Raw genomic sequence first — 24,809 nt, forward strand, 5'->3', positions numbered from 1 at the left:
TGCGGCTCGCCCGTCAAGCACGGATCATCGGCATGCCTGCCCTGTTCGGGGCGGGCATGCTGCTTTCGTGCAAGAACGATCTCGATCAGGTGGCTGCGATCGAGCTGCCCGCCGCCGTGCCCGACCGCGTGACCGAGCAAGCCGAATACCTCTATACCGACTCTGGCGTGGTGCGCAACCGCCTGCGTGCGGGCCGCATCAGCGAATGGGGCGAGCCGGACAAGCGCACCGAGCTCACCGATGGCTTGGAGCTCGTCTTCTTCGATCCGTTCGGCAAGCAGACCAGCGTGCTCACCGCGCGCCGCGGGCTGATCGAGCCCGGACTGCAGCGCATGCAGGTCTTCGATGAAGTGGTGTTCGTGAATGCGAAGGGCGAGCGCCTGGAGACCGAGCAGCTCACCTGGCGGCAGGACAGTGCCCGCGTGCGCACCGACAAGGCCGTGCGCATCCAGCGCGGCTTGGATGTCATCCACGGCCAGGGCCTGGACGCTGCCGAGGATTTCAGCGCATACACGATCCGGCGCGTCACGGGTGTGCTGCAGCTGGGCGATACCTTGTCCACCCTGCCCTGAGCATGGCCGCCATCAACCGCATCACACGCTTCATGGAGCACTTCTGGCTGGCAGTGGCCATCGGCACCTTCATCGCATCGGTTTGGGTGATGGTGGCCGAGGGCGTGGAGCAGGGCCGGCAATGGCTCATCTATCCGGTGATCGCGTTGGCCATGTTCTTCTTCCGGCGCTTCACGCGCAGGCGCCTCGAGGCGATTGAACGGCACGAGGCTGGACGCAGGGGCTGAAGCGCCTGCGGCGCCCCGTCTATCTTCGCCCGGCACGCTTTGAACCCTTTCGACCTCTTCCTGATCATCGCATCCGTGGCGCTTTCAGCGCTGTGCTCGGGGCTGGAGATCGCCTTCGTCACGGGCAATAAGCTCTATATCGAACTGGAGCGCAAGCGCGGCGCCTGGTGGGCCAGGCTGGTGAGCTACTTGCAGCATCGGCCCGCCCGCGTGATCGGGGCGCTCCTGGTGGGCAACAACATCGCGCTGGTGGTCTATGGCGTGCTGGTTGGAGAGGCCTTGGACCCCTGGCTAGCTGCAATGGGCATGAGCCCTTGGCTGGTGCTCGCTGTGCAGACGGCCCTTGCCACCTTGCTGATCCTGGTGGTGGCTGAGTTCCTGCCCAAAGCGCTCTTCGGGATCGACCCCAATCGCGCGCTCGCGCTCTTCGCCCTGCCCTTGGCTTTGCTCTACGTTGTCCTGTGGCCGCCCATGATGCTCTTCACAGGCATGAGCGAATTGCTGCTCCGCCTATTCCGTGTGCGCACGCGCCCTGGCCAGATCGCCTTCGGCCGCATCGACCTCGACGATTTCCTGCGCGAGATGTCAGGCGGTCCGGCCCGTGAGCAGCAGATCGACGCTGAGGTGGAGTACCTGCGGAACACGCTTGAGCTCAGCAACATCAAGGCCCGCGAGATCATGGTGCCGCGCGCGCGCATCGAGGCCATCGATGCCGAGGATGGCCCGGCCCAACTGCACCGCCGCTTCGTTGATACCGGACTGAGCAAATTGCTCGTGTACAAGGACCGCATCGACAACGTGATCGGCTATGTGCACGGCTACGAGCTCTTCCGCCACCCGCGCAGCATCCGCGCCGTGATGCGCCCGGTGAACTTCATCCCTGGCACCATGCCTGCCGATGAAGTGCTGCAGCTCTTCATCAAGCAGCGCAGCCATGTAGCCGTGGTGGTGGATGAGTACGGCGGCACCGCTGGCATGCTCACCATGGAGGATGTGGTGGAGACCATCGTGGGCGACATCGAGGATGAGCACGACACGCCGGAGGAAGTGGAAGAGAAGCTCGCCGATGGCGCGTTCCTGCTGAGCGGCCGCCTGGAGGTGGAGCGCATCCGTGAGCGCTTCGCCCTGGACCTGCCGTTGAGCGAGGAGTACGGCACGCTCGCCGGCTTCATCCTGCATCATACAGGCGACCTGCCCGAACAGGGCCAGGTGATCGAGATCCCGCCCTTCCGCTTCACCATCGCGCAGGTGGCCCACGGCCGGATCGATCTGGTGCGATTGGAAACGGAAGCCGAATCGTGAGCGCCAACGCGCCCGGAGGCAACGGTCTATCTTGCCGCGCCCCGCGCCGCCATGTCATTCGATGTGAACAAATCCGTGATCGACCGCATCCGCGAAGGGCTGGAGCATGGCCGTGCGCAATCGGTCGTCGATGACCTGAAGGAGATGCACCCGGCAGACATCGCCGAGGTGCTGGACCAGCTGCGGATCGAAGAGGCCACCGCCCTCTACGACGCGCTCGATGAAGAGCTCGCTGCCGAGGTGCTGCTCCAATTGCCCGAGGACAAGCGGGAGGCCATACTGGAGACCTTCACCGGGAAGGAGATCGCCGAAGAGGTGATCGATCAGCTCGACAGTGACGATGCCGCCGACGTGATCGCCGACCTGCCGCAGGACGTGCAGGATGAAGTGATGGCGAACATCGAGGACGCGGAGCAGCGCGAGGAGATCGCCGAATTGCTCACCTATGATGAGCACAGCGCGGGCGGCCTCATGGCCAAGGAGCTCGTGCGCGTGAGCGTCGATGGCAGCATGCGCGATTGCGTGAAGGCGCTGCGCGCGCATGCCGATGAGATCGACAACGTGTACGTGATCTACGTGGTGGACCAGCACGAGCGCCTCATGGGCACCATCCCATTGAAGCGCCTGCTCACCACTTCCTTGTTCCAAGCCGTGAAGGAGGTGTACGATCCCGACTTCATCAGCGTGAAGGCGGATGCGGAGGCCGAGGTGGCGGCCAGGCTGATGGAGAAGTACGATCTGGTGGTGCTGCCCGTGGTGGATGCGCGCGGACGCCTGCTCGGCAGGATCACCATCGATGACGTGGTGGATGTCATCCGCGAGGAGGAGACCGAGGATGTGCAGAAGATGGCGGGCATGGAAGCGCTTGAGGACTCCTACATGAGCAGCAGCTGGTGGGAGATCATGAAAAAGCGCGTGGGCTGGCTCATCATCCTCTTCATCGGCGAGAGCTTCACGGCCACCGCCATGAGCTTCTTCGAGGACCAGATCGCCAGGGCCGTGGTGCTCGCGCTCTTCGTTCCGCTGATCATCTCCTCCGGCGGCAACACCGGATCGCAAGCCAGCACGCTCATAATCCGCGCGCTTGCGCTGGGCGATGTCACCATCCGTGAATGGTGGAGCGTGCTGAAGCGCGAGTTCACCGTGGGCCTCACCCTGGGCACCGTGCTGGGCATCATCGGCTTCCTGCGTGTGGCGGTATGGAGCCAGTTCGTGGATGTCTATGGTGAGCATTGGTTCGAGATCGGCCTCGCCGTCGGGCTCTCCTTGCTCGGCGTTGTGCTCTGGGGCAACCTCATCGGCTCGCTCTTCCCGCTCATCCTGAAGAGACTTGGCCGGGATCCCGCCGTTTCCTCTGCGCCCTTCGTGGCTACCGTGGTGGATGTGACCGGCCTGCTCATCTATTTCGGCATCGCCTCCTTGCTGCTGGCCGGCATCATGCTCTGATCCATGCGCATCGCCCTCATCGATACCGTGCATCCACGCTTGAGCGAGATCCTCACGCGCGCCGGGCATGAGGTGCTGGCATTGCAGCATGTCGATGAAGATGGCCTGCCGGATGCACTGAAGGGCGCGCAGGGCCTCGTGGTGCGAAGCCGCGCTCTGAAGGCCGGGCTCTTGCAGCAGGTCGATGGATTGCGCTTCATCGGCCGTGTCGGGAGCGGCGTGGAGAATATCGACGCGGAGTGGTGCCGCAAGAACCAGGTGAGGGTGCTGAACTCGCCCGAAGGGAACCGGGATGGCGTGGGCGAAGCTTGCGTGATGATGCTGCTCGCGCTCATGAAGGCCTTGGTGCGCGCCAACGGACAGGTGCACCACGGCATCTGGCTGCGTGAGGAGAACCGCGGCACCGACCTGCGCGGCAAGACCGTTGGCATCATCGGCTACGGCAACATGGGCAGCGCCTTTGCTGACAAGCTGCGCGGCTTCGGGGTGAAGGTGCTGGCGCACGATAAGTACCGCGGCGGCTTCGAGCGGGCGGGCGTGACAGAATCCTCGCTGGAGCGATTGCTGCGCGAGAGCGATGTGATCAGCCTGCACCTGCCGCTCACCGAGGAGACTCGCCACTTCGCTGACCGTGACTTCTTCCTCCGCCTAGGCCGGCCCGTGTGGTTCCTCAACACCTCGCGCGGCGCCGTGGTGCATACCGAAGCGCTCCTCGATGCCATCGACCATGGCCGGGTGATCGCCGCTGGGCTCGATGTGCTGGAATTCGAGCGGCCCGACCTCAGCGGACTTGACCCCGCAACCGATCCCGGCAGCCAGCGCCGCCTCTTCGGGCACGAGCGCGTGCTGCTCACGCCGCACATCGCCGGCGTCACCCACGAAGGCAAGCTGAGGATGGCCGAGGTGCTCGCCGATAAGATCATCCACGCATTCCCCAATGGCCAGGGCTGAACTCCTGTTGCGCGCGCTCCTCCCGCTCGCGCTCACCGCTTGCATGAACCAGCACCGCACCGATCCACCTGAAGTGCACGGCCACCGCGGCTGCCGCGGACTGCTCCCGGAGAACACCATCCCTGCGTTCCTGCACGCGGCCGAGCTGGGCGTCGATTGGATCGAGCTCGATGTGGTGGTCAGCGCCGACGGCCAGGTGATCGTGTCGCATGAGCCCTGGATGAGCCATGTGATCTGCACGGATGCCAACGGCGATGCCATTGAACAGGAGCGCGAGCGCGACCTGAATCTCTATCTGATGACCGCTGCCGAGATCCGTGCCTTCGATTGCGGGAGCCTCGAGCACCCCCGGTTCCCGGATCAGGAGCAGCGGCGCGCGCACAAGCCCGCTTTGAGCGAGGTGGTGGAAGCGATCGAAGAGACCGCGATGGCGGGTGGCGGGCAGCCGGGCTTCAACATCGAGGTCAAGAGCGAACCGGCTCTCTACGGCTCGTATCAGCCAAAGCCCGTGCAGCTAGCGGCCATCGTGCATGCTGCCATCGACTCGCTCGGCATCACGGACCGCTGCATCATCCAATCGTTCGACCCGGCCGTGCTCATGGCCATGCACGCGATCGATCAGGACCTCGTGCTCGCCCTGCTCGTCGAGAACACCGATGGCCTCGAGATCAATATGCAGCGGCTGAATTTCACGCCGGCCATCTACAGCCCGAATTTCAGCATGGCTGATGATGCCCTGCGCACGGAGCTCCATGCCCGCGGCATCCAGCTCGTGGTCTGGACCGTGAACGAACCGGCCGACATCAAGCGGATGATCGCGCTGGGAGTGGATGGGATCATCAGCGATTACCCGGACAGGGTGCTGAAACTGATCGAGGAGCACGGCGAATGACGCCAGAGGGCCATTGGCCTGAGGCTCGGAGAAGCCTGAATGATGTGATAGTAAAGCTATCGAGTTGAACATTTTAACACTCATGTCTGTTACTTGGACTATCGGGCCTTCCATTTTTGCGGCCCAACCCCGAAGGGACCATGGACCGATTGCTCCACATGGATGTGCAGGTGCGCGAACGCGTCTACACCAAGGACCCCAGCAGCACCGAGCTTGGGCATCGCATCATCGGCACCGGCATCCAGCTGATCGACGAGCTGGGCTTCGAGGCCTTCACCATGGCGAAGCTGGCCAAGTCCGTGGGCACGGCCGAGGCGAGCGTCTATCGCTACTTCGCCAACAAGCACCGGCTGCTGGTGTACTTGGTGGACTGGTATTGGGCCTGGCGCGAGATCAAGCTGGCCTTCGACACGGCCAACATCACGGACAGGCGCGAACGGCTTGAACGCGGCATCCGCAGTGTGAGCAGCCCCATCACCGAGCGCGGCCAGCACGAATACGTTGACATCCAGGCGCTCTACCGCATCGCAGTGAACGAAAGCGCCAAGGCCTGGTTCACCAAGGAAGTGGCAACGGGCGATAGCGACGGGCACTTCGGTAGCTTCGTGCGCCTGAGCCATCGGTTGCGCGACCTGGTCCTGGATGCCAAACCGGGCCATCCGCATGCGCATGACCTGGCAGCGCTCGTGCTCGAAGGCAATGGCAGCCTGCGCTTCTTCCACGAGTACTTGCCCGCGCTATTCGGCAAGCAGCCCAAAGGCAAGGACAGCGTCGGCGAACTGCTCATCCACCTGGTCTTCGCGTCCATCGACTCCAAGAACGAATGAACCCCATCACCCCTTGGCAGCGCCTCGCCCGCTTGTTGCGCCTGGATAAGCGCGAGATCGGGCACATCTATCTCTATGCCTTCGTGGGCGGGGCCATCGGACTGAGCCTGCCCTTGGGCATCCAGGCCATCATCAACCTGATCAGCGGCGGTCAGGTGGCCACCAGCTGGGGCGTGCTAATAGCTTTCGTCACCATCGGTGTTGGCTTCACTGGCGTTCTGCAGATCATGCAGATGGCCCTGGCCGAGAACATCCAGCAACGGCTCTTCGCGCGCAGCGCTTTGGAGTTCGCATACCGTTTGCCGCGCATCCGCTACGATGCCGCGCAAGGCCGTTACCTGCCTGAGCTGGTGAACCGCTTCTTCGATACCATGACCGTGCAGAAGAGCATGGCCAAGCTCCTGCTCGACATCCCTCTGGCCCTCCTGCAGATCATGCTCTCGCTGATCCTGCTAGCGCTCTACCATCCCTTCTTCATCATATTCGGTCTGCTGCTCCTGCTGCTTCTCATCCTCATCTTCCGCTTCACGGGCCAGCGCGGCCTGTCCACCAGCCTGAAGGAGAGCGCCTACAAGTACAAGACCGCCTATTGGCTCGAAGAGCTTGGCCGCAGCCAGGACACGTTCAAGATGGTGGGGCGCACACGGCTTCCGATCGATCGCGCCGACGAGCTCGTGGGCAGCTACGTGCGCGAACGGAAAGCGCATTTCAGCGTGCTGGTCGGCCAGTACTCCGCCCTGGTGGCCTTCAAGGTCATCATCACCCTCGCGCTGCTCGCCCTTGGTGGCTTGCTAGTGATGAACGAGCAGATGAACCTGGGTCAATTCGTGGCGGCCGAGATCGTGATCCTGGTGCTGCTCAACGCGGTGGAGAAGATCATCCTCAGCCTTGACCGTGTGTACGACCTCGTGACCGCGCTGGAGAAGATCGGGTCAGTCACCGACATCGCGCTTGAGCGCAACGGCGGGCTGACGGTGCTGGACACGGATCCGCAGCGCGGGCTAGCCGTTATGACCAAGGACCTAGGCTTCCGGAGCGGCTGGAGCGGGCGCTATGTGCTGGAGAACATCAGCATCAGCCTGGCGCCCGGCGAGAAGGTGTGCTTGAGCGGTTCCAATGGCTCGGGCAAGACCACCTTGCTGCGCATCCTTGGCGGCGGCATGGAGCCTACGGAAGGCAGTGTGATGCTCGACGGTCAGCCCATGTCCAGCCTCGAGCTGGAGCATGTAAGGTCGCTTATCGGCGACTGCCTCAGTGATGACGATGTCTTCACCGGCACGGTCATGGAGAACATCACTGTTGGCCGCGATTGGATCACCGAGCCGGATGTGGTGGAGGCATGCCGTGTCACCGGCCTCATGGAACAACTCGCTCTGCTGCCCAATGGCCTCCTCACCCAGCTCGATCCCGACGGTGCTCGGCTGCCGAAAAGCCTGGTGAAGCGTATCGTCCTTGCGCGGGCCATCGCGGGCAAGCCGCGCATGATCCTGCTGGAGGACAGCCTGCAGGACTGGGAGCAGAAGGAGCGTGAGCAGCTCTTGGGCTGGATCAGCGCGCCAGAGCGCCCGTGGACCCTTCTGGCCGTGAGCAACGACACCTGGCTTCAGCAGCGCTGCCAGCGCTTGCTGGGCCTGCGCGATGGACGAATCATCGAGAACGCCTGACGCCATGCTCGACCTCAGCCCGCACAACGCCGTGCACACGCTCGACCGCAGCACCTTCGGCTGCTTCCGGGTCATCGGCATCGCCAGCGCCAACCGATTATTCGCGCGCTGGCTCATCGCAGCCTGTGCCACCGTGCTCATCGGCCTCTTCCTTCCGTGGACGCAGAACATCCGGGCACGCGGCACCGTCACCAGCCTCAGCCCCGACCAGCGGCCGCAGACCATCCACGCGATCATTCCCGGCCGCTTGGAAGAATGGTTCGTTCAAGAGGGCCAGCTCGTGGAGAAGGGCGACACCATCCTGCGCCTCAGCGAGGTGAAGCCTGAGTACTTCGATCCGCTGCTGCTCGACCGCACGCAGGAGCAGATCACCGCCAAAGAGCTCACCGCCCGCAGCTACGATGAGAAAGTGCGCTCGCTCGATGCGCAGATCGATGCGCTCACCGGCGGTCTTCGCATCAAGCTCGAGCAGGCCCAGAACAAGATCCAGCAGGCCCGGCTGGAATTGCAGAGCGACAGCATCCGCGTGCAGGCGGCCGAGACCGAGATGCGCGTGGCCGAGGAGCAGCTCACGCGCGGCGGCCAGCAATTCAAGGAGGGGCTGGTGAGCAAGGTGGAGCTCGAGCGGCGGCAGGTGCAGCAGCAGCGCGCCAACGCCACGCTCATCGATGCGCGCAACAAGCTCCTCGACGCGCGCAACGAGCTGCTCAACGCGCAGCTGGAGGTGAACGGCATCCGCAACGATTACCGCGACAAGCTCAGCAAGGCCGAGAGCGAGAAGTTCGCGAGCATGAGCCAGATGTACACCACCGAAGCCGAGGTGAGCAAGATGCAGGTGGACCTCGCCAACTACACCGTGCGCGCGGGCAACTACTATGTCACCGCCCCGCAACGCGGCTACATCACCCGTGCGGTGGTAACCGGCTTGGGCGAGACCGTGAAAGAGGGTGATCCGCTGGTGAGCGTGATGCCCGCATCGTTCGACCTCGCCGTGGAGCTCTACGTGCGTCCCATGGACATGCCGCTGATCACCAAAGGGCAGAAGGTGCGCTTCATGTTCGACGGCTGGCCAAGCATCGTCTTCAGCGGCTGGCCCAATTCGAGCTACGGCACCTTCGGCGGGCGCGTGGCGGCCATCGACAACTTCATCAGCCCCAATGGCAAGTACCGCATCCTGGTGGCCGCTGATCCGGAGGACGATCCCTGGCCTAGCGCGCTGCGCGTGGGCGGAGGCGCAGTGGGCTTCGCGCTGATGAGCAATGTGCCCATCTGGTACGAGCTCTGGCGTCAGATCAACGGCTTCCCGCCCGACTTGTACGATGCCGCGCAGGTTATGAACGGCATGCGTGCGGCAGAGCAAACAGGCAAGGAATGATGCGGTCGGTCAACAGTGAAGGCACGGGCATCTGGCGGTCGCTCCACGCGGCGATCGCGATGCTCGCGAGCGCGCTCGCCATGGCGCAGGTGCCGGCCGCCCTTACGCGCGAGGCCTTCGTCCGCTTGGTGCTCGAGCATCATCCGATGGCGCGCCAAGCCGCTTTGCGCAACGAGATGGGCGATGCGGCGGTGCGGAGCGCGCGCGGCGGATTCGACCCGGTGGCCTCCGCGTCGTACGACGCCAAGGACTTCGATGAGAAGAACTACTACAGCTTGGTGCAGGCGGGGCTGAAGCTGCCCACCTGGTACGGCATCGACCTGCTCGCAGGCGTTGAGCAAGGCGATGGCGAATTCCTCAATCCGCAGCTCGCGACACCGAGCGATGGCCTGTTGAAGGCCGGGGTGAGAGCATCGCTCGGCCAAGGGCTCTTCATCGACGAGCGCCGGGCGGCCTTGCGGAAAGCGCAGGCGTATCAGCGGGCCACGGAAGGCGAGCGCCGCATGCTGCTGAACGCGCTGCTGCTGCAGGCCTTGAGCGACCACACCGATTGGGTGGCCGCGCACGCGGCACTGCGCGTGAGCGACGATGCCGTGTCACTCGCGCGGATACGCCTCGATGCCGTGCGTGGAAGCTGGCGCGGAGGGGACCGGCCGGCCATCGACACGCTCGAGGCCTACCTTCAATTCCAGGATAGGCTGATGCGCCAGCAACAGGCACAGTTGAATGTGCGCAATGCCGCGTTGAGGCTGAGCAATCACCTGTGGGACGCCGCCCAACGTCCGTTGGAGCTGCAAGATGGGGTGAGGCCCGATGCGCTCGACCTCATCTCGCCTGCCGCATTCCTGCTGCCTGACACGCTTCTCACCACTGCGGTGGATGGGCATCCGTTGCTGGTGCAATCGCTCGCAAGGATCGACCAGCTGGAAGTGGACCGCCGCCTGCGCAGCGAATACCTGAAGCCTTCGCTCGATGTGAAGTACCAATGGCTGGGGAACGCAGGAGTCGCTGGCACCGATGACGGTGCCCGCCTCTCGGGCAATGGCCGATTGGTTGGCGTGGGCTTCAGCATGCCGTTGCTGCTTCGACGGGAGCGCGGCGAATTGGCCATGGCACGCCTGCGCCTTTCCGATGCGGGCCTCGCCGTGGACCGTGATCGCCAGGTGATCCGCAACCGGATCCGCGAGCGCGCCAACGACATCGCAGTGCTGCGCCAGCAGGCGGACCTTGGCGCGGGCATGGTGCTGAACAACGAGCGCCTGCTCAATGGCGAGAACCAGCGCTTCGCCGCCGGCGAGAGCTCGCTCTTCCTTGTGAACGCCCGCGAAGTGCCGCTCATCGATGCGCGCATCCGCCAAGTGGAGCTTGAAGCGCGTTTGCGGAAAGCCTTCTTCGCGCTCGATCACGAGGCGGGCACGCTCTGGAACGCTTGGACGCGCTAGAACCATCGCCATGATACACCTCACCATCCAGACCCGCACCGTCGAATCCGCCGAACGGCTGGCCATGCACCTCATTGAGCGGCAGCTGATCCAGTTCGCGACGCTCGACACCGACCATGAGGAGCTCCTGCTCGTCAACGGCGAATTGCGGCGAGACAAGCAGCTGCTGCTGCAGGGCATGACCAAGGCGCTGCTCTACCGCGAGGTGGAAGCGGCCTCTTACGAATTGCTTGGCGACGATATCGTGCGCATCCATGCCACGCCCATAACGCACATGGATCCTGTGGCGCAGCGCACCTTATTGGAGCAGGTCGCAAAGGTTTGAAGCCATGGACAGCAGATCGATCCTCCTCATGCTCTTGCTCGCGCTGCCTCTCGCGAGCGGCGCGCAATTCAGCAATCGGCTCGATGCCGTGCAGTGGGTGCAGCAGGGCGACATGCAGCTGCGCCTCGGCAACAGCGAGCAGGCGCTGCGGCTCTACACCATGGCTGTTGAGACCGACCGCGGCTTCGCGGATGCCTATATGAAGCGCGCGGCACTCTACGAGCGCCTCGGCCAGCCGCAGATGGCCATGGCCGACATCAACCGCGCCCTCGAGCTGAATCCATACAGCGAATACATCCTCGACCGCCGAGCCAAGGTGAAGCTCCTGATGAACGACGTGAAGGGCGCAGAGGAGGATTGGAGCGCGGCCATTCGGTTGCATCCGTACGACAACCTGTTGCGCGAGAGCCGCATCGATGCGTGGCTTGCGGCCGGCGAGGTGGAGCGCGCCATCGAGCAGCTCGACTCGCTGCTCATGGACAAGCCCAAGGACGTGCTGCTCTTGCTCAAGCGCGGTTCGGCCAGCTTGCAACAGGATGACCCAAGGGAAGCGTTGTCCAGCTTCGATGCGGCCAAGCGCCAGTCGCCGCGCCTGGCCATCGCGCACGACCTGCGCGGAGTGGCCCTCATGCGCCTCAGGCTCTGGAAGGAGGCGCTCGCAGCACTCGATAGTGCCGTGCTCTTGGATCCCTATTTCGACCTCGCGCATTTCAACCGGGGACTCGTGCATCGGCAACTCGGCAACGAGCAGCAAGCTCGAGCCGACATGGACAAAGCGCTCGCGTTGGCCTCTGATCGGCCGCACATCTTCTTCCAGCGAGCACTGCTGCGCAAGGAGGATGGCGACCTCGTGGGCGCTCGCGAGGATTACGATCGCGCCTTGGAACTCGATCCCGGTTACCTCGAAGCGCAATACAACCGGGCTTTCGTGCGCAAGCAGCTCGGCGACCATGCGGGAGCCTTCGCCGATGCTGAAGAAGCACTGGAAAGCGCACCGGATGATGCCGATGCGTGGAACATGAAGGGCAGCATCCACTTGCTCTACGGCGAATTCTCGCGTGCCATCGAGTGCTTTGACCGGGCGATCCAGCTCGACGACAGGCACTCCAAGGCCTACTTCAACCGCGCAATGGCCGAGCACATGACCTATAGGCCGGATCGAGGATGCGATGACCTGCGGCGCAGCGCGCAATTGGGAAACGAGAAGGCGCTCGACGCCATGGGCTATTTCTGCGCGAATTGAGGGCTCAGCGATGCGCCATCAGGGCGCGCATGCCGGCGATCAGCCGGTCGAGGCCAGCATCACGGTCAGCATCGGAAGGCCGCATGGCGCGCAATCGCGCGCATGAAGCACCCAGCCCGTCAGGATCCAGCGCATCGAGCTGCGGGCGCAACGAATGCAGCACGCGCAGCACCTTCTCATGATCATTCGCCGCGCGTGCGGTCTCCAATGCCTCGATGCGTTCGGGTGCTTGGCGCATGAAGAGCGCGAGCACCATGGGGTCGGGCGAAAGAGCTTCTTTTCCTGCTGCAGGCGCTGGAGCCTCGGATGACGGAGCCGCTGGCGGCGCTGCGCGCTGCGCTTCCATTCGGCTCGCCAAGCCCTTCATCTCCTCGGCCATTTCGGCGATGCGGGCTTGGAAGACGCTCAGCTCCCGGCGAACCTGTTCCATGGCGCGGCGGTGGCCGCGGCGCAGGACGAGGATGGCAGTCAGCAGGAGAACGATTCCGATGGAACCAACAGCGATGATCGCCATCTCACGCTGCGCGATGGTCTGCTGGGCTTGGCCTAGCGCATCGCGAGAGGCGGATGCGCTATGCTCGTGCAGGGCAATGAGGCTGTCTAGTTCATGCTGATGCCCGCGGCTCATTTCACCGGCTTCCTCCGCCGCATCCCTGAGGTCCAGCTCACGCCCCTCGCGCCACAAGGCGATGATGGTCACGGCTTCATTGAGCGCGCGCTTATCGTCACCGGCGGAACGATAACGCTCCATCAGCCTCGTGCGCACTGCGGCTCCCCGCCAAGGGTCCCGCAGGGAATCCGATAGCAATGCGGCATCTCGAAGGATGGCGAGTGCTTCCTTTCCCTTCAGCGATGCTGCAATGCGCATGCGCTCATCGATCGATCGTGCGACGTCACCGGCCGAATCGATGCGCGCGAGTTCGGCGGCAACCGCTGCCTTGGTCGGGCGTTGCGCTCCGTTCCGTGCTGAGCGCGATTGGGCGGACGTTTCCCCTGCGAGGACGAGAACAAGGACGATGACCGCAAGGCGGAGCATGATGCGAAGCTAGGCCTGGGCTTTCAGCACGAAGCGCGCGGTGGTGCGGCTGCGCTGCTCCAGCATCACCTCTTTGCCCTCAAGGAGCTTGGCCAAGGTGGGCTCATCGTAATGCCGCACGGTCACTAGCTCGCAGCCCTCGTTGTAGCGCACCTCGTACTCAGCGCGCAGTTCCTCGATCAGGCCTCGGCTGCGCGGCGTGTCATCAACGGCCACGCTGAAGGCCAGTGCGCTGTTCTGCATGAGGTCGATGCGCACGTTCTGCTGGGCGAATCGGGCGAAGATGCCGCTGAGGTTCCCTTCCACGATGAAGCTGAGGTCTCGCGGCGTGATGCTGATCAGCAATTGCTTCGGCTTCACGATGAAGGAGGGGATCAGCGAGTCATTCTCGCTCCGGTCATCGATGGTGGTGCCGGGAGCGTCCAGGTCGACGAAGGAGCGCACGTAGAGCGGTATGCCCTTTTTCTGCAAGGGCTGCAGGGTGCGCGGGTGGATCACGCTGGCGCCGAAGTAGCTGAGCTCGATGGCCTCGCGGTAGCTGATGTGCGAGAGGAGCTTGGTGTCGGGAAAGCGCTTCGGGTCAGCGTTGAACATGCCGGGGACGTCCTTCCAGATGGTCACGCTTTCGGCATCCAGCAAGTAAGCGAAGATCGCAGCGGAGAAGTCAGAGCCTTCGCGGCCGAGCGTAGTGGTCTGGCCATGATGACTCCTCCCGATGAAGCCTTGAGTGACGATACGTACAGGGTCCTTTCCGCTCTTCATCAGTGGTATCAGCCGGGACGCGGCAGCAGCCTTTGAAGCGCTCCAGTCCACGCGGGCCGACCGGTACAGATCATCGGTCCTGATGATATCGCGTGCATCGACCCAGGTGTTCAGCAAGCCGATGCTCATGAGGTGGTTGCTCACGATACGCGTGCTGGTCAACTCGCCCCATGAAACGATGCGGTCGTAATAGCGGTCAGGGACGCGCAGGTCCGCGTTGATGAGCCTCGCGGTGAGCGGCTTCTCAAGGGCCTCGTACAACTCAATCCCATGACGGGCCGCCTCCGTGGTAACATCATTGTTGATCCGCTTATGGAACTCGACCAGTTCATCGATGGCTTTCGCGGGGTCGCGTCCCTCCAGATCGGCCCACACCACCTCCTCCAGCGCATTCGTCGTCTTCCCCATCGCGCTCACCACGATCAGCAGGTCATCATCCGGGAAATGGGAGAGCACCTTCGCCACGTTGCGCACGCCCGCCGCGTCCTTCACGCTGGCCCCGCCGAACTTGAAGACCTTCATCCCGCGGCGAGGGTCTTGAGTTGTTCCTTGCTCACCGAGCCGTTCCACCATTCCTTCGAGAAGGAGGCGCCCAGCCGCTCGTAGAAACGGACGGCCCCTTGGTTCCAATCAAGGACTTGCCAGGTCATGCCATCGTGCTCCTTGCTCAGTGCGAATTCCGCGCAGGCACGGAATAGACCTTCACCAAGGCCTTGCCCCCTCGCAGCTTCCGTCACGACGATGTCCTCCAGGTACAGGCGGCGCCCCTTCCAGGTCGAATAGCGTTCATAGCAGACCGCCATCCCTTGCACGATGCCATCGATTTCGGCCACCCAACCAACCCAGACCGGGTCCGGCCCGAAGCCGGCATCGCGCATGTGGTCCAGCGTCACCGTCACTTCCTCCGGTGCGCGCTCGAACACGGCGAGCTCGCGCACAAGTTCGAGCATGCGCGGCACGTCAGCTGCCTTGGCGCGGCGAATGTTCGTTTCCATGCGGTGCAAAGAAACGCCCGACCGATCTTCGCCTCGGAATCGCATCATCCCCACAAGCGCTTTCGTCCACTCTACCCTGATCACATGGCCCACGTAAAGACCCTCGCCGAGTTCATCACCGAGCGGCAGCATGAATTCACCTACGCCACGGGCGAATTGAGCCAGTTGCTCACCAGCTTCCGTTTGGCTGGCAAAATGGTGAACCGTGAGGTGAACAAGGCCGGGCTGGCCGAGGATATCCTGGGCGCGCAAGGCAGCGAGAATATCCAAGGAGAGCAGCAACAGAAGCTCGATGTGTACGCGAACGGCCTTTTCATCCGATTGCTGCGAAGCCAAGGCATGGTGTGCGCCGTGGCCAGCGAGGAGAACGACGACATCGTGCACTTCGACAACGGCGGCAAATACGTGGTGGCCATGGATCCGCTCGATGGCAGCAGCAACATCGACGTGAACGTGAGCATCGGCACCATCTTCAGCATCTATCGGCGCGTGAGCACGGGTGACAAGGCCACGATGGAGGACTTCATGCAGCGGGGCACCGCGCAAGTGGCTGCAGGCTACATCATCTATGGCAGCAGCACCATGCTGGTGTACACGACGGGCCACGGCGTCAATGGCTTCACGCTGGATCCCAGCATCGGCACATTCTGCCTGAGCCATCCCGACATGAAGACGCCGGCGGATGGGAAGATCTTCTCCGTGAACGAGGGCAATCTCCACGACTTCGACCCCGGCGTTCAGCGCTACATCGACGCTTGCAAGAAGCAGAAGATGAGCGCGCGTTACATCGGCAGCCTGGTGGCCGATTTCCACCGCAACCTGATGAAGGGCGGCATCTACCTGTATCCGGCAACGGCGAAATCGCCTCAAGGGAAGCTGCGCCTGCTGTACGAAGCCAACCCGCTCGCCTACTTGGTTGAGCAAGCCGGAGGAGCAGCGACGAACGGGACCACGCGCATCCTGGACCTCAAGCCCACAGGGCTTCACCAGCGCTGCCCGCTCTTCATCGGGAGCAAGAACATGGTGGAAGGGGCGATGAAGGCCTAGGGCGCCAAGGCCCGGGATCGGAGCGAACATAGGCGCCGGGCAAGGCGTACTTTTGAAAGCGATGGAATCCAATGGCTTCGAGCCTCTTCCTTTTCCGGCTTGGGGCCTGGGCTTGGAACGTCCCTTGGTGATTGCGGGCCCATGCAGCGCCGAGAGCCAAGCGCAGGTGATGGAAGCGGCGCGGGCCTTGAAGGCCGATGGCCGCGCCCAAGTGATGCGCGCCGGGGTATGGAAGCCGCGCACCCGGCCAGGCAGCTTCGAGGGAGCCGGTGAATCAGCGTTGGCATGGCTCGAGGAAGCCAGGCGCGAGACCGGATTGCTGCTTGCCACCGAGGTAGCCACCCCGGAACATGTGGAAGCTGCGCTGAAGTCTGGCATCGACATGCTTTGGATTGGGGCCCGCACAACACCGAATCCATTCAGCGTGCAGGCCATTGCCGACACCCTGCAAGGTGTTGATGTCCCGGTGCTGGTGAAGAACCCGATCAATCCGGACCTGCACCTGTGGTTGGGGGCTTTGGAGCGCTTGAGCCGGGCCGGCCTGAAGCGGCTGGCCGCCGTGCACCGTGGATTCAGCTGGTTCGAGCGTACGCCCTACCGGAACAGCCCCATGTGGGAATTCCCCATCCGCTTGAAGGCCGCCCACCCGGGGTTGGAGCTGTTGTGCGACCCCAGTCATATCGCTGGCAGTACGGAGCGCATCGGACAGGTGGCCCAGCAGGCCCTGGACCTGGGCTTCTCCGGGCTGATGGTTGAGGTGCATCCAGATCCCGCGAAGGCCCGTAGCGATGCTGACCAACAGCTATCACCGAAAGCCTTCGGCCACACCCTGGATGGGTTGATCTTCCGGCAAGCCGTGCCCACTGATGCCATGCGCGACGGCCTCGAGGAACTTCGTGACCTGATCGACCAATTGGACGAGGAGATCGTCCAGAAGCTCGGGACGCGCATGGATATCGCCGAGCGAATCGGCGACCACAAGCGCTTGCACAACGTGGCCATCCTGCAGCCGGAGCGCTGGGAACGGATCATGGATCGCCAGCTCCGCATGGCCCGGCACCTTGGGCTGAGCGAGGATTTCGTCCGCGAGTTCATGGATGCCATCCACCGGGAGAGCATCCGCCGCCAGACCTTCGAGGGCGCCGATGGGCTCCCCGTAGGATCTAAAGAGATCTTATCGAAGGGAGCGTAGCGCCAAAGGGCCTTCCCCTACATTCGGCGCGCCTGCAAGCAAAACCCTTTACCGGAACCGAAACCAACCAACCCAGATGAACGGACGAAAACTACTCGTGGCTGCAGTTGTCGCTTCACTGCCAGGCCTGTTGCAAGCGCAGCTCTCCTTCACCAACAGCACCCCCCTGATGGGCGCCAGCGTGAGCGGCGGCTGCATGGGCGTGACTGACATGAACGGCGACGGGCTCGACGACATCGTGAAGCTCGACAACGCGCGCGTGCTCAAGGTCGATTACCAGAACGCCAACGGGACCTTCACCTCGGTGAACTACGGCAACATGAGCGCCAGCGGCCAATGGGGCTTCGCGGCGGCTGATATCGACAATGATGGCCACAAGGACGTGGTGAGCGGCGGGAGCTATGACGGCGTTCACTACCGCCGCATCACCGGCGTTGGCCAGAGCACGATCAGCGACCTTAACAATGGCAGCCTCTTCACGCAATGCGTGAACATCGCCGACATCAACAACGACGGCCATAACGACTACTGGGCCTGCCATGACGACGGCGCTCCACGTCAGTGGCTCAACAACGGCACCGGCAATCTCTCCTACGCCGATATCATCGACTATACCACCAACCCGACCAGCGACATGAGCGGGAACTACGGCAGCGTGTGGACCGACTTCGACAATGACGGCGACCTCGACCTCTACATCGCGCACTGCCGCCAGGGCGTGAACGACCCCAACGATCCCCGCCGCTGGAACCGCCTCTTCGTGAACGACGGCAGCAACAACTACACGGATCAGGCGGAGGACTACGGTGTGCAGATCCGCTACCAGAGCTGGACGGCCGATTTCGGCGACATCGACAACGATGGCGACTTCGACATGGTTGTGACCAACCACGACAACGATATCCAGCTATTCGAGAACGACGGAACCGGCCACTTCACCGATATCAGTGCAGGCAGCGGCCTGGAGTTCGGCGGCTTCATGCTCCAGAGCAAGTTCGCAGATTTCGACAACGATGGCTTCATTGACATCCTGATCGCTGGCGGCGTGGAGTACTACTTCAAGAACGACGGCGACGGCACCTTCACCCGTATCACCAACCTGCTGCCCAGCAGCAAGGCGCTGCACAGCTTCGCGACCGGCGACCTGAACAACGATGGCTTCGTGGACGTCTTCGCCAACTACGGTTCCAATTACATCACCCCTGACAACAACAACCCGGACCGCCTCTGGCTGAACGACGGCAACGACAATCACTGGTTCGGCGTGCGCCTGCAAGGCACCGTGAGCAACCGCGACGCCGTGGGGGCCCGCATCACCATCACCGGCCCATGGGGCACGCAGATCCGTGAGGTGCGCTCGGGTGAGAGCTACGGCATGGTCACCACCTTCGCTGGCATGTTCGGCCTAGGTGCGCATACCGTGATCCCCACCCTCACTGTTCGTTGGCCCGCTGGCGGCACCGAGACCTTCACCAACATCGCCGCAGACCAGTACATCACGATCGTCGAGAACACCTGCATCAGCCCGGTTGCGACGATCACGCCCATCGGCAATCCTGTCCTTTGCGGCAATGGCGATAGCGTGGTGCTGGAGGCGAATGCCGGCTTCGAGTACACCTGGAGCACCGGCGCCAGCACCCAGTCCATCGACGTGACCGCGCCGGGGAACTACTCGGTGGTGATCGACGATGGCAGCGGCTGCACCGGTACCACCAGCTTCTTCGTGCAACAGAGCCCCGACGAGACCCCAACCGTTACTGCCGATGGGCCTACCACCATCTGCCAGGGCGGCGCGGTTCAGCTGACGAGCTCAGTCGCCAACGGATACAGCTGGAGCAATGGCGCCACCACCCAGCAGGCGAGCATTACCCAGTCCGGCACTTACACGGTGACCATTACGGGCACCTGCGGCGAATTCACCAGCGCGCCCATTGAGGTCGAAGTGCTTGCCGCACCGATGCCGGTGGCTGAAGACGTGATCCTCTCCGGTCCTGGATCAGCGAGCTTGGAGGCGATCGGGGATAACATCCAATGGTTCGCGGAGAACGCTGGCGGCCCTGCTATCGCCACTGGAAACACGTTCATCACCCCCTTCTTGAACTCCACGACCACTTATTACGCCAGCGCCACCACCATCCATGGCGGCGGTGAATGGTTCGGAGGGCCGGTTGACAGGCTCACCACCGCAGCGCCCGGCGCGTACCACACCAATAGCGACAACTACCCGGTGTTCACTGCCTCGGAGGCCTTCACCATCGTGAGCGTGAAAGTGTACGCCAACGGCGCCGGCAACCGTACCGTGGCGCTCATCGACCGTGCGGATGGCAGCACCATTGCCAGCCAGGTGATCAACATCCCCGATGGCGAGAGCCGCATCGACTTGAACTACTCCGTGCCCGGCCCTGGCGAATATGGCCTGCGTTGCGTGGGCGGCAACCCGCAGCTCTGGCGTGACGGCAATGGCAGCAACCCCACCTACCCCTATGCCTTGGGCACCGTGGGCGCCATCACTACCAGCAGCGTAACGGGCGCCAATGCGCTCAACTTCTACTACTTCTTCTACGATTGGGAAGTGGAGGCCGAAGGCGTAGCCTGCGAAAGCTTGCGCGACCCTGCGACCGTGGAGATCGGCGTGGGCATCGCCGAAGCAGGCGCGGCTCAGTTAGGCGTGTTCCCTAACCCGGCACATGAGTCGGTCACGGTTGTGGCCAACGGCCTGGCTGGAATCACCGGCTACGAACTGGTGGATGTGACCGGTCGCATCGCGCTCAGCTTGGGAACGAGCACCACGGGTACCCTGACGCTCAGCTTGCAAGGCATCGCGCCGGGCGAATACGTGGTGCGTGTTCGCCATGCCGATGGCAGCAGCCATCAGCGCATCGTGGTGCAATAAGGCGCACGGAGGAATTGCTGGAAGCCCCGCGATCCGCTCGCGGGGCTTCTTCTTTCCATCCTCGTGGTTGCATGCCATCGATCCGGCCATTGGCCTCAGGCTAACTTCGGCCGCATGAAGGGCATGGCCACCGCTCGCATCGCGATCATCGGTGCTGGCGCGCTCGGGAGTGAGCTGCTTCACCGTCTGCGTGGTCTGCCCATTGAAGCCATCTCCGTATTCGATGGAGATCGCGTTGAAGCCGGCAACCTCGTCAGGCAACGGTTCTATGCCCTGCAGGATGTCGGTTTGCTCAAGGCAGATGCGTTACGGGCGAGGCTCGGATCCATCCTGTCTCGTGCAAAGGTTGAATCAGAACCACGGTTCATCGATGCCGGGAATGCCACGGATTCGTTGAGAGGACACGATTTGATCGCGGACTGCACGGATGACCTCCACGCAAGGGATCTTCTTGATCGGGCATGTTCAGCGTTGGGGATCCCATTGGTCAGCGGCGCGCTGCACCGCGATCAAGGCCAGATGCTGTTGCTGCACGCTCGCGGTGAAAGAAGCGAGCTATCGCGTGCCGATGTCTTCGATGGGCGCATCGGTCCGGCTCAGGATGGCTGCGATATGCAACAGGTGCCGATGGACGCGGTCGAAGCCGTTGCTGAGCGCATGAGCGGGACCATCACATCGCTGCTTCGGGGGGAACGAATGGTCAATGGGTCGCTCGACCTGTATGATGGCGGTGAAAGGCGTTGGATCACTTTCAAGCCCGAGTTGACATGCTGACCGTGGAGGAGGCTCAGCGGATCTGCATGGCGAATGCGCCTGCGATGCCTGCAGAGTTCCGGAGGCTGGAGCATGCCATTGGCGCTTGCCTCGCCCAAGATGCTTTCGCAGCGGACGATTACCCGCGCATGGATGTGAGCGCTGTTGATGGTTACGCTGTGTCGGACCCAAGTGGACCATGGACACGCATTGGGAGCATTGCCGCTGGACAGGTGCTTGGCCGATCGCTCGGAGCGGGTGAGTGCGCGCGGATCTTCACGGGTGCAGCGGTGCCCGAAGGCACGCATGGCATTGTGATGCAGGAGCGCGTTGGAACGGGCGGTGGAGCCCAATCCATCCGTGCGCTCACAGAGGTGCTCCCTGGCACCAACATCCGCAGGCGCGGCGAGTCGTTCCGCTCAGGTGAGCTGCTCGTGGCCAAGGGCGAACGCATGAACGCCGCTGCAGTGGGTCTGCTGGCCTGCGGGGGGCTCGACGAAGTGATGGTGGTCACGGAGCCGATCGTATCGATCGTGCGCACCGGCAGTGAGTTCATTGAGCCGGGCGAGGACCATGCTGGCTTGATCCACTCCAGCAATGAGCGCATGCTGGTGGCAGCCATCAGGTCGGCCTGGTTCCATACGGAGGAGCCGCCCTTCACCGCGAGCGACGACCCGGCGGAGATCCGCGCCGTACTGGAAGCAGCGCTGGCGGATAGTGATGCGGTGATCACCACAGGCGGCGTCTCCGTCGGTGATCACGATTCCATCCGTCAGGTCTTGGACAGCATGGGAGCCAGCATCCACTTCCATGGCGTAAGGCAGAAGCCAGGCAAGCCCATGCTCTTCGCTACGATCAAGGGCAAGCCGGTGTTCGCGCTGCCCGGCAATCCGCGCGCTGTGCTGGTCTGCTGGCACGCGTATGTGCTCCCCTTCCTGCGCAGCATGCAAGGTGCCCTGTACCCCTTTGCAGGCAGGGAGCAGCTGCCGCTTGAACGGCCGATCGAATTGAAGGGCGACCGCGCCGAGTTCCGTGCTGCGCGCATATGCAATGGGTTGGTGGAGCTCCTGCCCGAGGAGGGCTCGCACATGCTCACCACGCTGGTGCATGCTGATGCGCTCGCGTATTTCCCGGAGTCCGTGCAAGGGATGGCTCAAGGCGAGCGCGTGCAATTGATCCCATTGCGATGAGCACGAGCAAGGTGGGCTGGACCGGCGTGGTGCTCGCTGGCGGACGAAGCTCCCGCATGGGGCGCGACAAGGCGCTCATCGAAGTGGAATCGCGCACGCTGCTGGATCGTGCCTTGGACAAGCTTGATGCGCAGTGCGCGGAGCTGCTCGTCATCGGTGAGCCGGAGAAGCTTGGTGCCGTTGGACCTTTCGTGATCGCTGATGAGTGGCCCGGCAAGGGTCCGCTCGGAGGCATCGCCACAGCCATGCGCTATGCCAGCAACGATAGGCTCCTGGTGGTCGCTTGCGATATGCCTGGACTGATTGACCGCCTTTTCGTCCAGCTGAAAGCGCAGCTGGGCCATTCCACGGATGCAGTGGTGCCCCGGCATGGCGGCTTGATCGAGCCGTTGGCCGCGGCCTATCACCGGAGCGCGCAGCCTGTCTTCCGCCGATGCGTTGAGCTTGATGCATTGAAGATGAGCGATGCGCTGAGCCAGGTGCGCACGACCCACATTGAAGTGATCCCAGGCCATGACGGCTGGCCTGTGGATCTGTTCCGGAACATCAACACGCCGAACGACCTTTGATGCGCCGTCGCAAAGGCCAAGGCGCAGAAGGAACATGGAAGTGCTGCTCTTCGGATTGATTGCAGAGAAGGCGGGTGCTGGAAGGCTCGAGCTGGAGGCCTCCACCTTGAGCGAACTGCGTGCCCGCTTGGCTGAGCGCATCCCAGAACTCTCAGCGCTCAGCCATGCCATCGCTGTGGACCGCGTGATCGTGAAGGAGGACCGGGCACTGACCGGCAACGAGGAGATTGCCGTGCTGCCCCCATTCGCCGGAGGATGAGCAGAGCGAAAGCGCATAAGGTGAAGGACATCTTCGTGGAGGGGCCGATAGGCCCAGCCTTCATTGCCACGAGCATCGCCAAGCACGCCACCCGGATGGACATCGGCGCGCACGAGATCTTCCTGGGGCAGGTTCGCGCGGATACGATTGATGGCTGCATGACGAAGGCGATCGAATACACCGCCTACCGCGAGATGGCGCTGGAACGAATGACCATGATCCGCGAAGATGCCTTTGTCCGCTGGCCGACCATGACCTGCTTGCATGTGCACCATAGCCTTGGCGTCATCAGTGCTGGTGAACTTTGCTTCATGGTCTTCGCCAGTGCGCCGCATCGCCAGCCAGCGCGAGAGGCGGTAGCTTGGGTGGTTGACCGCATCAAGAGAGAACTGCCGATCTTCGGCAAGGAGATGATTGCCGATGGCGGCCATGCTTGGAAGGAGAACCGATGATCGACATCACCCATAAGCCCACCACGCTGCGCGAGGCCACCGCCATGGCCCTTGTTACCGTGAGTGATGCTGCGACCATCACCGCGCTGAAGGAGAAGCGCGTGCCCAAGGGTGATGTGCTCGAGAGCGCACGCGTGGCTGCCTTGTTCGGGGTGAAGAAGACCCACGAGCTGATCCCCGACTGCCATCCGCTGCCAATCGAGCACGCCGAATGCACGTTTGAAGTGGGGGAGATGGAGATCATCGTCACCATGCGCGTGCGCACGGTTTATCGCACGGGCGTGGAAGTGGAAGCCATGCACGGCGCCAGCGTGGCAGCGCTCACGATCTACGACATGCTCAAGCCCATCGATAAGGGCGTGGTGATCGGTGGCATTCGGCTTCTCGAGAAGAAGGGCGGAAAGAGCGATTGGAAGGACCGCTTCGATGCACCCGTGAAGGCAGCCGTGCTGGTGATCAGTGACGGGGTTGCGAGCGGCAAGAAGGAGGATAAAGCCGGCGCTGCGATCGTTGACCGTCTGAGCTCGCTTGGAGTAGAGCTCGGCGCGAAAGCGATCGTCGCGGATGAACCGGAGGCCATCGCCGCGCAAGTGAAGGATTGGACTGCGCTGGGCATCGACCTCATCCTCACCACCGGCGGCACGGGCCTCTCACCGCGCGACCGCACGCCCGAGGCCATCGCCCCCATCCTCGACCGCGAGGTGCCCGGCATCATGGAGGCCGCCCGCAGCTATGGCCAGGAACGCATGCCTTGGGCCATGATGAGCCGGGGTGTCGCCGGCATGATCGGCCGCACGCTGGTGATCACCCTGCCCGGTTCGACACGCGGTGCGCAAGAGACCATGGATGCGCTTTTCCCATTCGTGCTGCACGTGGTGAAGGTGCAGGAGCACGCATTCAGGCATGGGATGTAGAGGTGCCTATTCATGGTCATCCGTTGGAGCATACCAATTGAGGCGGTAAGACCAGGCCAGGATGCGCTTTGCGAACTCGCACGCCAATTGATGCCTTTGTTCAGCATGGAGGAGGATGAGTATCGTGTGCGCGACAAGGTGATCGATGGTGTGCCCGATGCGTTGATATTCGATCGGCGGGTGACTGCATTTAGGGTTGCTGTCTATGACGTCAGGGCCATTCCGCATGCTGAGCGGAAGGAATTGACTCTCATCTTCAGACTCTACAAGGGTGTCGCAATCGCCATCCTCATTTGGTTCATCAGTGGTTTCCTCCTCGGGCCGATTTGGAGATGGGAGAGCTTGATACTGCCAGCTTTGGGTCTCGGAATGTTCAATGGCCTGGCAGCCCTGACTATCCTGAAGGCGAAGCTCGAAGCGATCGCCATCATTCAACGGTGGGGCAGGAACCAGATCGGATAAGCCATCGCGCCTCAAGGCC

At 62.9% G+C, this 24,809-nt stretch carries 25 protein-coding genes; 22 read left to right on the forward strand and 3 right to left on the reverse strand.

Going from position 1 to position 24,809, the window contains the following annotated elements; genetic code table 11:
• The first annotated feature begins 32 nt into the window (after positions 1-32).
• The 12 genes from lptC (at position 33) to IPK70_16370 (ending at position 12,266) form a co-directional block, all read left to right on the forward strand.
• Entirely contained in the window at positions 33-572 is a 540-nt protein-coding gene (lptC, locus tag IPK70_16315) for an LPS export ABC transporter periplasmic protein LptC (protein ID MBK8228727.1), read from the forward strand.
• A 2-nt stretch (positions 573-574) separates the two neighbouring features.
• A complete protein-coding gene (locus tag IPK70_16320; GenBank protein MBK8228728.1) occupies positions 575-799 on the forward strand; it encodes a hypothetical protein in 225 nt (74 codons plus the stop codon).
• A gap of 39 nt (positions 800-838) precedes the next feature.
• Positions 839-2,101: an HlyC/CorC family transporter gene (locus IPK70_16325; GenBank protein MBK8228729.1), complete on the forward strand. Its 1,263-nt coding sequence runs from the start codon at positions 839-841 to the stop codon at positions 2,099-2,101.
• Positions 2,102-2,152: 51 nt separating this feature from the next.
• On the forward strand, positions 2,153-3,547 hold the full coding sequence (gene mgtE / locus IPK70_16330; protein MBK8228730.1) for a magnesium transporter: 1,395 nt from the start codon (positions 2,153-2,155) through the stop codon (positions 3,545-3,547).
• Positions 3,548-3,550: 3 nt separating this feature from the next.
• Positions 3,551-4,498, forward strand: a complete 948-nt coding sequence (locus IPK70_16335; protein MBK8228731.1) for a phosphoglycerate dehydrogenase — start codon at positions 3,551-3,553, stop codon at positions 4,496-4,498.
• Complete coding sequence (locus IPK70_16340) at positions 4,485-5,390, forward strand: glycerophosphodiester phosphodiesterase (GenBank protein MBK8228732.1); 906 nt, start codon at positions 4,485-4,487, stop codon at positions 5,388-5,390. Before IPK70_16335 ends, IPK70_16340 begins: the two co-directional genes overlap by 14 nt.
• A 140-nt stretch (positions 5,391-5,530) precedes the next feature.
• Positions 5,531-6,217 (forward strand): TetR/AcrR family transcriptional regulator, encoded by a 687-nt coding sequence (locus tag IPK70_16345; protein ID MBK8228733.1) that lies wholly within the window; start codon positions 5,531-5,533, stop codon positions 6,215-6,217.
• Entirely contained in the window at positions 6,214-7,881 is a 1,668-nt protein-coding gene (locus IPK70_16350) for an ATP-binding cassette domain-containing protein (GenBank protein ID MBK8228734.1), read from the forward strand. Before IPK70_16345 ends, IPK70_16350 begins: the two co-directional genes overlap by 4 nt.
• A 4-nt stretch (positions 7,882-7,885) precedes the next feature.
• Positions 7,886-9,256 (forward strand): HlyD family efflux transporter periplasmic adaptor subunit, encoded by a 1,371-nt coding sequence (locus tag IPK70_16355; GenBank protein MBK8228735.1) that lies wholly within the window; start codon positions 7,886-7,888, stop codon positions 9,254-9,256.
• Positions 9,253-10,698 (forward strand): TolC family protein, encoded by a 1,446-nt coding sequence (locus IPK70_16360; protein MBK8228736.1) that lies wholly within the window; start codon positions 9,253-9,255, stop codon positions 10,696-10,698. Before IPK70_16355 ends, IPK70_16360 begins: the two co-directional genes overlap by 4 nt.
• A gap of 10 nt (positions 10,699-10,708) precedes the next feature.
• Positions 10,709-11,023, forward strand: coding sequence for a hypothetical protein (locus tag IPK70_16365; protein MBK8228737.1), 315 nt, complete (start codon positions 10,709-10,711; stop codon positions 11,021-11,023).
• A gap of 4 nt (positions 11,024-11,027) precedes the next feature.
• Positions 11,028-12,266 carry a tetratricopeptide repeat protein gene (locus IPK70_16370; protein MBK8228738.1) on the forward strand — a complete coding sequence of 413 codons (1,239 nt, stop codon included), beginning with the start codon at positions 11,028-11,030 and terminating at the stop codon, positions 12,264-12,266.
• Positions 12,267-12,270: 4 nt separating this feature from the next.
• On the opposite strand, the gene IPK70_16375 is transcribed toward IPK70_16370, so the two are convergent.
• From IPK70_16375 to IPK70_16385, 3 genes are read right to left on the reverse strand one after another with little or no spacing between them, the layout of a single operon-like run.
• On the reverse strand, positions 12,271-13,302 hold the full coding sequence (locus tag IPK70_16375) for a hypothetical protein (protein MBK8228739.1): 1,032 nt from the start codon (positions 13,300-13,302) through the stop codon (positions 12,271-12,273).
• 9 nt (positions 13,303-13,311) lie between these two features.
• On the reverse strand, positions 13,312-14,586 hold the full coding sequence (locus tag IPK70_16380) for an aspartate kinase (GenBank protein ID MBK8228740.1): 1,275 nt from the start codon (positions 14,584-14,586) through the stop codon (positions 13,312-13,314).
• The gene (locus tag IPK70_16385; protein MBK8228741.1) at positions 14,583-15,059 is read right to left on the reverse strand and encodes a GNAT family N-acetyltransferase; all 477 of its coding nucleotides are present in this window, start codon (positions 15,057-15,059) and stop codon (positions 14,583-14,585) included. The genes IPK70_16380 and IPK70_16385 overlap by 4 nt, the downstream gene beginning before the upstream one ends.
• Positions 15,060-15,143: 84 nt before the next feature.
• Between IPK70_16385 and fbp the strand changes: the two genes are divergently transcribed.
• The 10 genes from fbp (at position 15,144) to IPK70_16435 (ending at position 24,790) form a co-directional block, all read left to right on the forward strand.
• The gene (gene fbp, locus IPK70_16390; GenBank protein ID MBK8228742.1) at positions 15,144-16,106 is read left to right on the forward strand and encodes a class 1 fructose-bisphosphatase; all 963 of its coding nucleotides are present in this window, start codon (positions 15,144-15,146) and stop codon (positions 16,104-16,106) included.
• A 61-nt stretch (positions 16,107-16,167) separates the two neighbouring features.
• Positions 16,168-17,298 (forward strand): bifunctional 3-deoxy-7-phosphoheptulonate synthase/chorismate mutase type II, encoded by a 1,131-nt coding sequence (locus tag IPK70_16395; GenBank protein ID MBK8228743.1) that lies wholly within the window; start codon positions 16,168-16,170, stop codon positions 17,296-17,298.
• 76 nt (positions 17,299-17,374) lie between these two features.
• Positions 17,375-20,191 (forward strand): VCBS repeat-containing protein, encoded by a 2,817-nt coding sequence (locus IPK70_16400; protein MBK8228744.1) that lies wholly within the window; start codon positions 17,375-17,377, stop codon positions 20,189-20,191.
• A 114-nt stretch (positions 20,192-20,305) separates the two neighbouring features.
• Positions 20,306-20,965, forward strand: coding sequence for a ThiF family adenylyltransferase (locus tag IPK70_16405; GenBank protein MBK8228745.1), 660 nt, complete (start codon positions 20,306-20,308; stop codon positions 20,963-20,965).
• Positions 20,959-22,134, forward strand: coding sequence for a molybdopterin molybdotransferase MoeA (locus IPK70_16410; GenBank protein ID MBK8228746.1), 1,176 nt, complete (start codon positions 20,959-20,961; stop codon positions 22,132-22,134). The genes IPK70_16405 and IPK70_16410 overlap by 7 nt, the downstream gene beginning before the upstream one ends.
• Positions 22,131-22,703 carry a molybdenum cofactor guanylyltransferase gene (locus IPK70_16415; GenBank protein MBK8228747.1) on the forward strand — a complete coding sequence of 191 codons (573 nt, stop codon included), beginning with the start codon at positions 22,131-22,133 and terminating at the stop codon, positions 22,701-22,703. Before IPK70_16410 ends, IPK70_16415 begins: the two co-directional genes overlap by 4 nt.
• Positions 22,704-22,737: 34 nt before the next feature.
• Positions 22,738-22,962, forward strand: a complete 225-nt coding sequence (locus tag IPK70_16420) for a MoaD/ThiS family protein (protein MBK8228748.1) — start codon at positions 22,738-22,740, stop codon at positions 22,960-22,962.
• Entirely contained in the window at positions 22,959-23,414 is a 456-nt protein-coding gene (locus tag IPK70_16425) for a molybdenum cofactor biosynthesis protein MoaE (protein ID MBK8228749.1), read from the forward strand. Before IPK70_16420 ends, IPK70_16425 begins: the two co-directional genes overlap by 4 nt.
• The gene (locus IPK70_16430; GenBank protein ID MBK8228750.1) at positions 23,411-24,328 is read left to right on the forward strand and encodes a bifunctional molybdenum cofactor biosynthesis protein MoaC/MoaB; all 918 of its coding nucleotides are present in this window, start codon (positions 23,411-23,413) and stop codon (positions 24,326-24,328) included. The genes IPK70_16425 and IPK70_16430 overlap by 4 nt, the downstream gene beginning before the upstream one ends.
• 12 nt (positions 24,329-24,340) lie before the next feature.
• Complete coding sequence (locus IPK70_16435) at positions 24,341-24,790, forward strand: hypothetical protein (GenBank protein ID MBK8228751.1); 450 nt, start codon at positions 24,341-24,343, stop codon at positions 24,788-24,790.
• Positions 24,791-24,809: the final 19 nt, after the last annotated feature.

The sequence above is a fragment of the Flavobacteriales bacterium genome, assembly GCA_016712535.1.
Classification (GTDB): Bacteria; Bacteroidota; Bacteroidia; order Flavobacteriales_F; family PHOS-HE28; genus PHOS-HE28.

What these genes read in the sequence shown, in the direction of transcription:
- lptC (MBK8228727.1), top strand. Translation starts at nt 33, where the DNA reads ATGCCTGCCCTGTTCGGGGCGGGCATGCTGCTTTCGTGCAAGAACGAT.
- IPK70_16320 (MBK8228728.1), top strand. Translation starts at nt 575, where the DNA reads ATGGCCGCCATCAACCGCATCACACGCTTCATGGAGCACTTCTGGCTG.
- mgtE (MBK8228730.1), top strand. Translation starts at nt 2,153, where the DNA reads ATGTCATTCGATGTGAACAAATCCGTGATCGACCGCATCCGCGAAGGG.
- IPK70_16335 (MBK8228731.1), top strand. Translation starts at nt 3,551, where the DNA reads ATGCGCATCGCCCTCATCGATACCGTGCATCCACGCTTGAGCGAGATC.
- IPK70_16340 (MBK8228732.1), top strand. Translation starts at nt 4,485, where the DNA reads ATGGCCAGGGCTGAACTCCTGTTGCGCGCGCTCCTCCCGCTCGCGCTC.
- IPK70_16345 (MBK8228733.1), top strand. Translation starts at nt 5,531, where the DNA reads ATGGACCGATTGCTCCACATGGATGTGCAGGTGCGCGAACGCGTCTAC.
- IPK70_16350 (MBK8228734.1), top strand. Translation starts at nt 6,214, where the DNA reads ATGAACCCCATCACCCCTTGGCAGCGCCTCGCCCGCTTGTTGCGCCTG.
- IPK70_16355 (MBK8228735.1), top strand. Translation starts at nt 7,886, where the DNA reads ATGCTCGACCTCAGCCCGCACAACGCCGTGCACACGCTCGACCGCAGC.
- IPK70_16360 (MBK8228736.1), top strand. Translation starts at nt 9,253, where the DNA reads ATGATGCGGTCGGTCAACAGTGAAGGCACGGGCATCTGGCGGTCGCTC.
- IPK70_16365 (MBK8228737.1), top strand. Translation starts at nt 10,709, where the DNA reads ATGATACACCTCACCATCCAGACCCGCACCGTCGAATCCGCCGAACGG.
- IPK70_16370 (MBK8228738.1), top strand. Translation starts at nt 11,028, where the DNA reads ATGGACAGCAGATCGATCCTCCTCATGCTCTTGCTCGCGCTGCCTCTC.
- IPK70_16375 (MBK8228739.1), bottom strand. Translation starts at nt 13,302, where the DNA reads ATGCTCCGCCTTGCGGTCATCGTCCTTGTTCTCGTCCTCGCAGGGGAA.
- IPK70_16380 (MBK8228740.1), bottom strand. Translation starts at nt 14,586, where the DNA reads ATGAAGGTCTTCAAGTTCGGCGGGGCCAGCGTGAAGGACGCGGCGGGC.
- IPK70_16385 (MBK8228741.1), bottom strand. Translation starts at nt 15,059, where the DNA reads ATGGAAACGAACATTCGCCGCGCCAAGGCAGCTGACGTGCCGCGCATG.
- fbp (MBK8228742.1), top strand. Translation starts at nt 15,144, where the DNA reads ATGGCCCACGTAAAGACCCTCGCCGAGTTCATCACCGAGCGGCAGCAT.
- IPK70_16395 (MBK8228743.1), top strand. Translation starts at nt 16,168, where the DNA reads ATGGAATCCAATGGCTTCGAGCCTCTTCCTTTTCCGGCTTGGGGCCTG.
- IPK70_16400 (MBK8228744.1), top strand. Translation starts at nt 17,375, where the DNA reads ATGAACGGACGAAAACTACTCGTGGCTGCAGTTGTCGCTTCACTGCCA.
- IPK70_16405 (MBK8228745.1), top strand. Translation starts at nt 20,306, where the DNA reads ATGAAGGGCATGGCCACCGCTCGCATCGCGATCATCGGTGCTGGCGCG.
- IPK70_16410 (MBK8228746.1), top strand. Translation starts at nt 20,959, where the DNA reads ATGCTGACCGTGGAGGAGGCTCAGCGGATCTGCATGGCGAATGCGCCT.
- IPK70_16415 (MBK8228747.1), top strand. Translation starts at nt 22,131, where the DNA reads ATGAGCACGAGCAAGGTGGGCTGGACCGGCGTGGTGCTCGCTGGCGGA.
- IPK70_16420 (MBK8228748.1), top strand. Translation starts at nt 22,738, where the DNA reads ATGGAAGTGCTGCTCTTCGGATTGATTGCAGAGAAGGCGGGTGCTGGA.
- IPK70_16425 (MBK8228749.1), top strand. Translation starts at nt 22,959, where the DNA reads ATGAGCAGAGCGAAAGCGCATAAGGTGAAGGACATCTTCGTGGAGGGG.
- IPK70_16430 (MBK8228750.1), top strand. Translation starts at nt 23,411, where the DNA reads ATGATCGACATCACCCATAAGCCCACCACGCTGCGCGAGGCCACCGCC.
- IPK70_16435 (MBK8228751.1), top strand. Translation starts at nt 24,341, where the DNA reads ATGGTCATCCGTTGGAGCATACCAATTGAGGCGGTAAGACCAGGCCAG.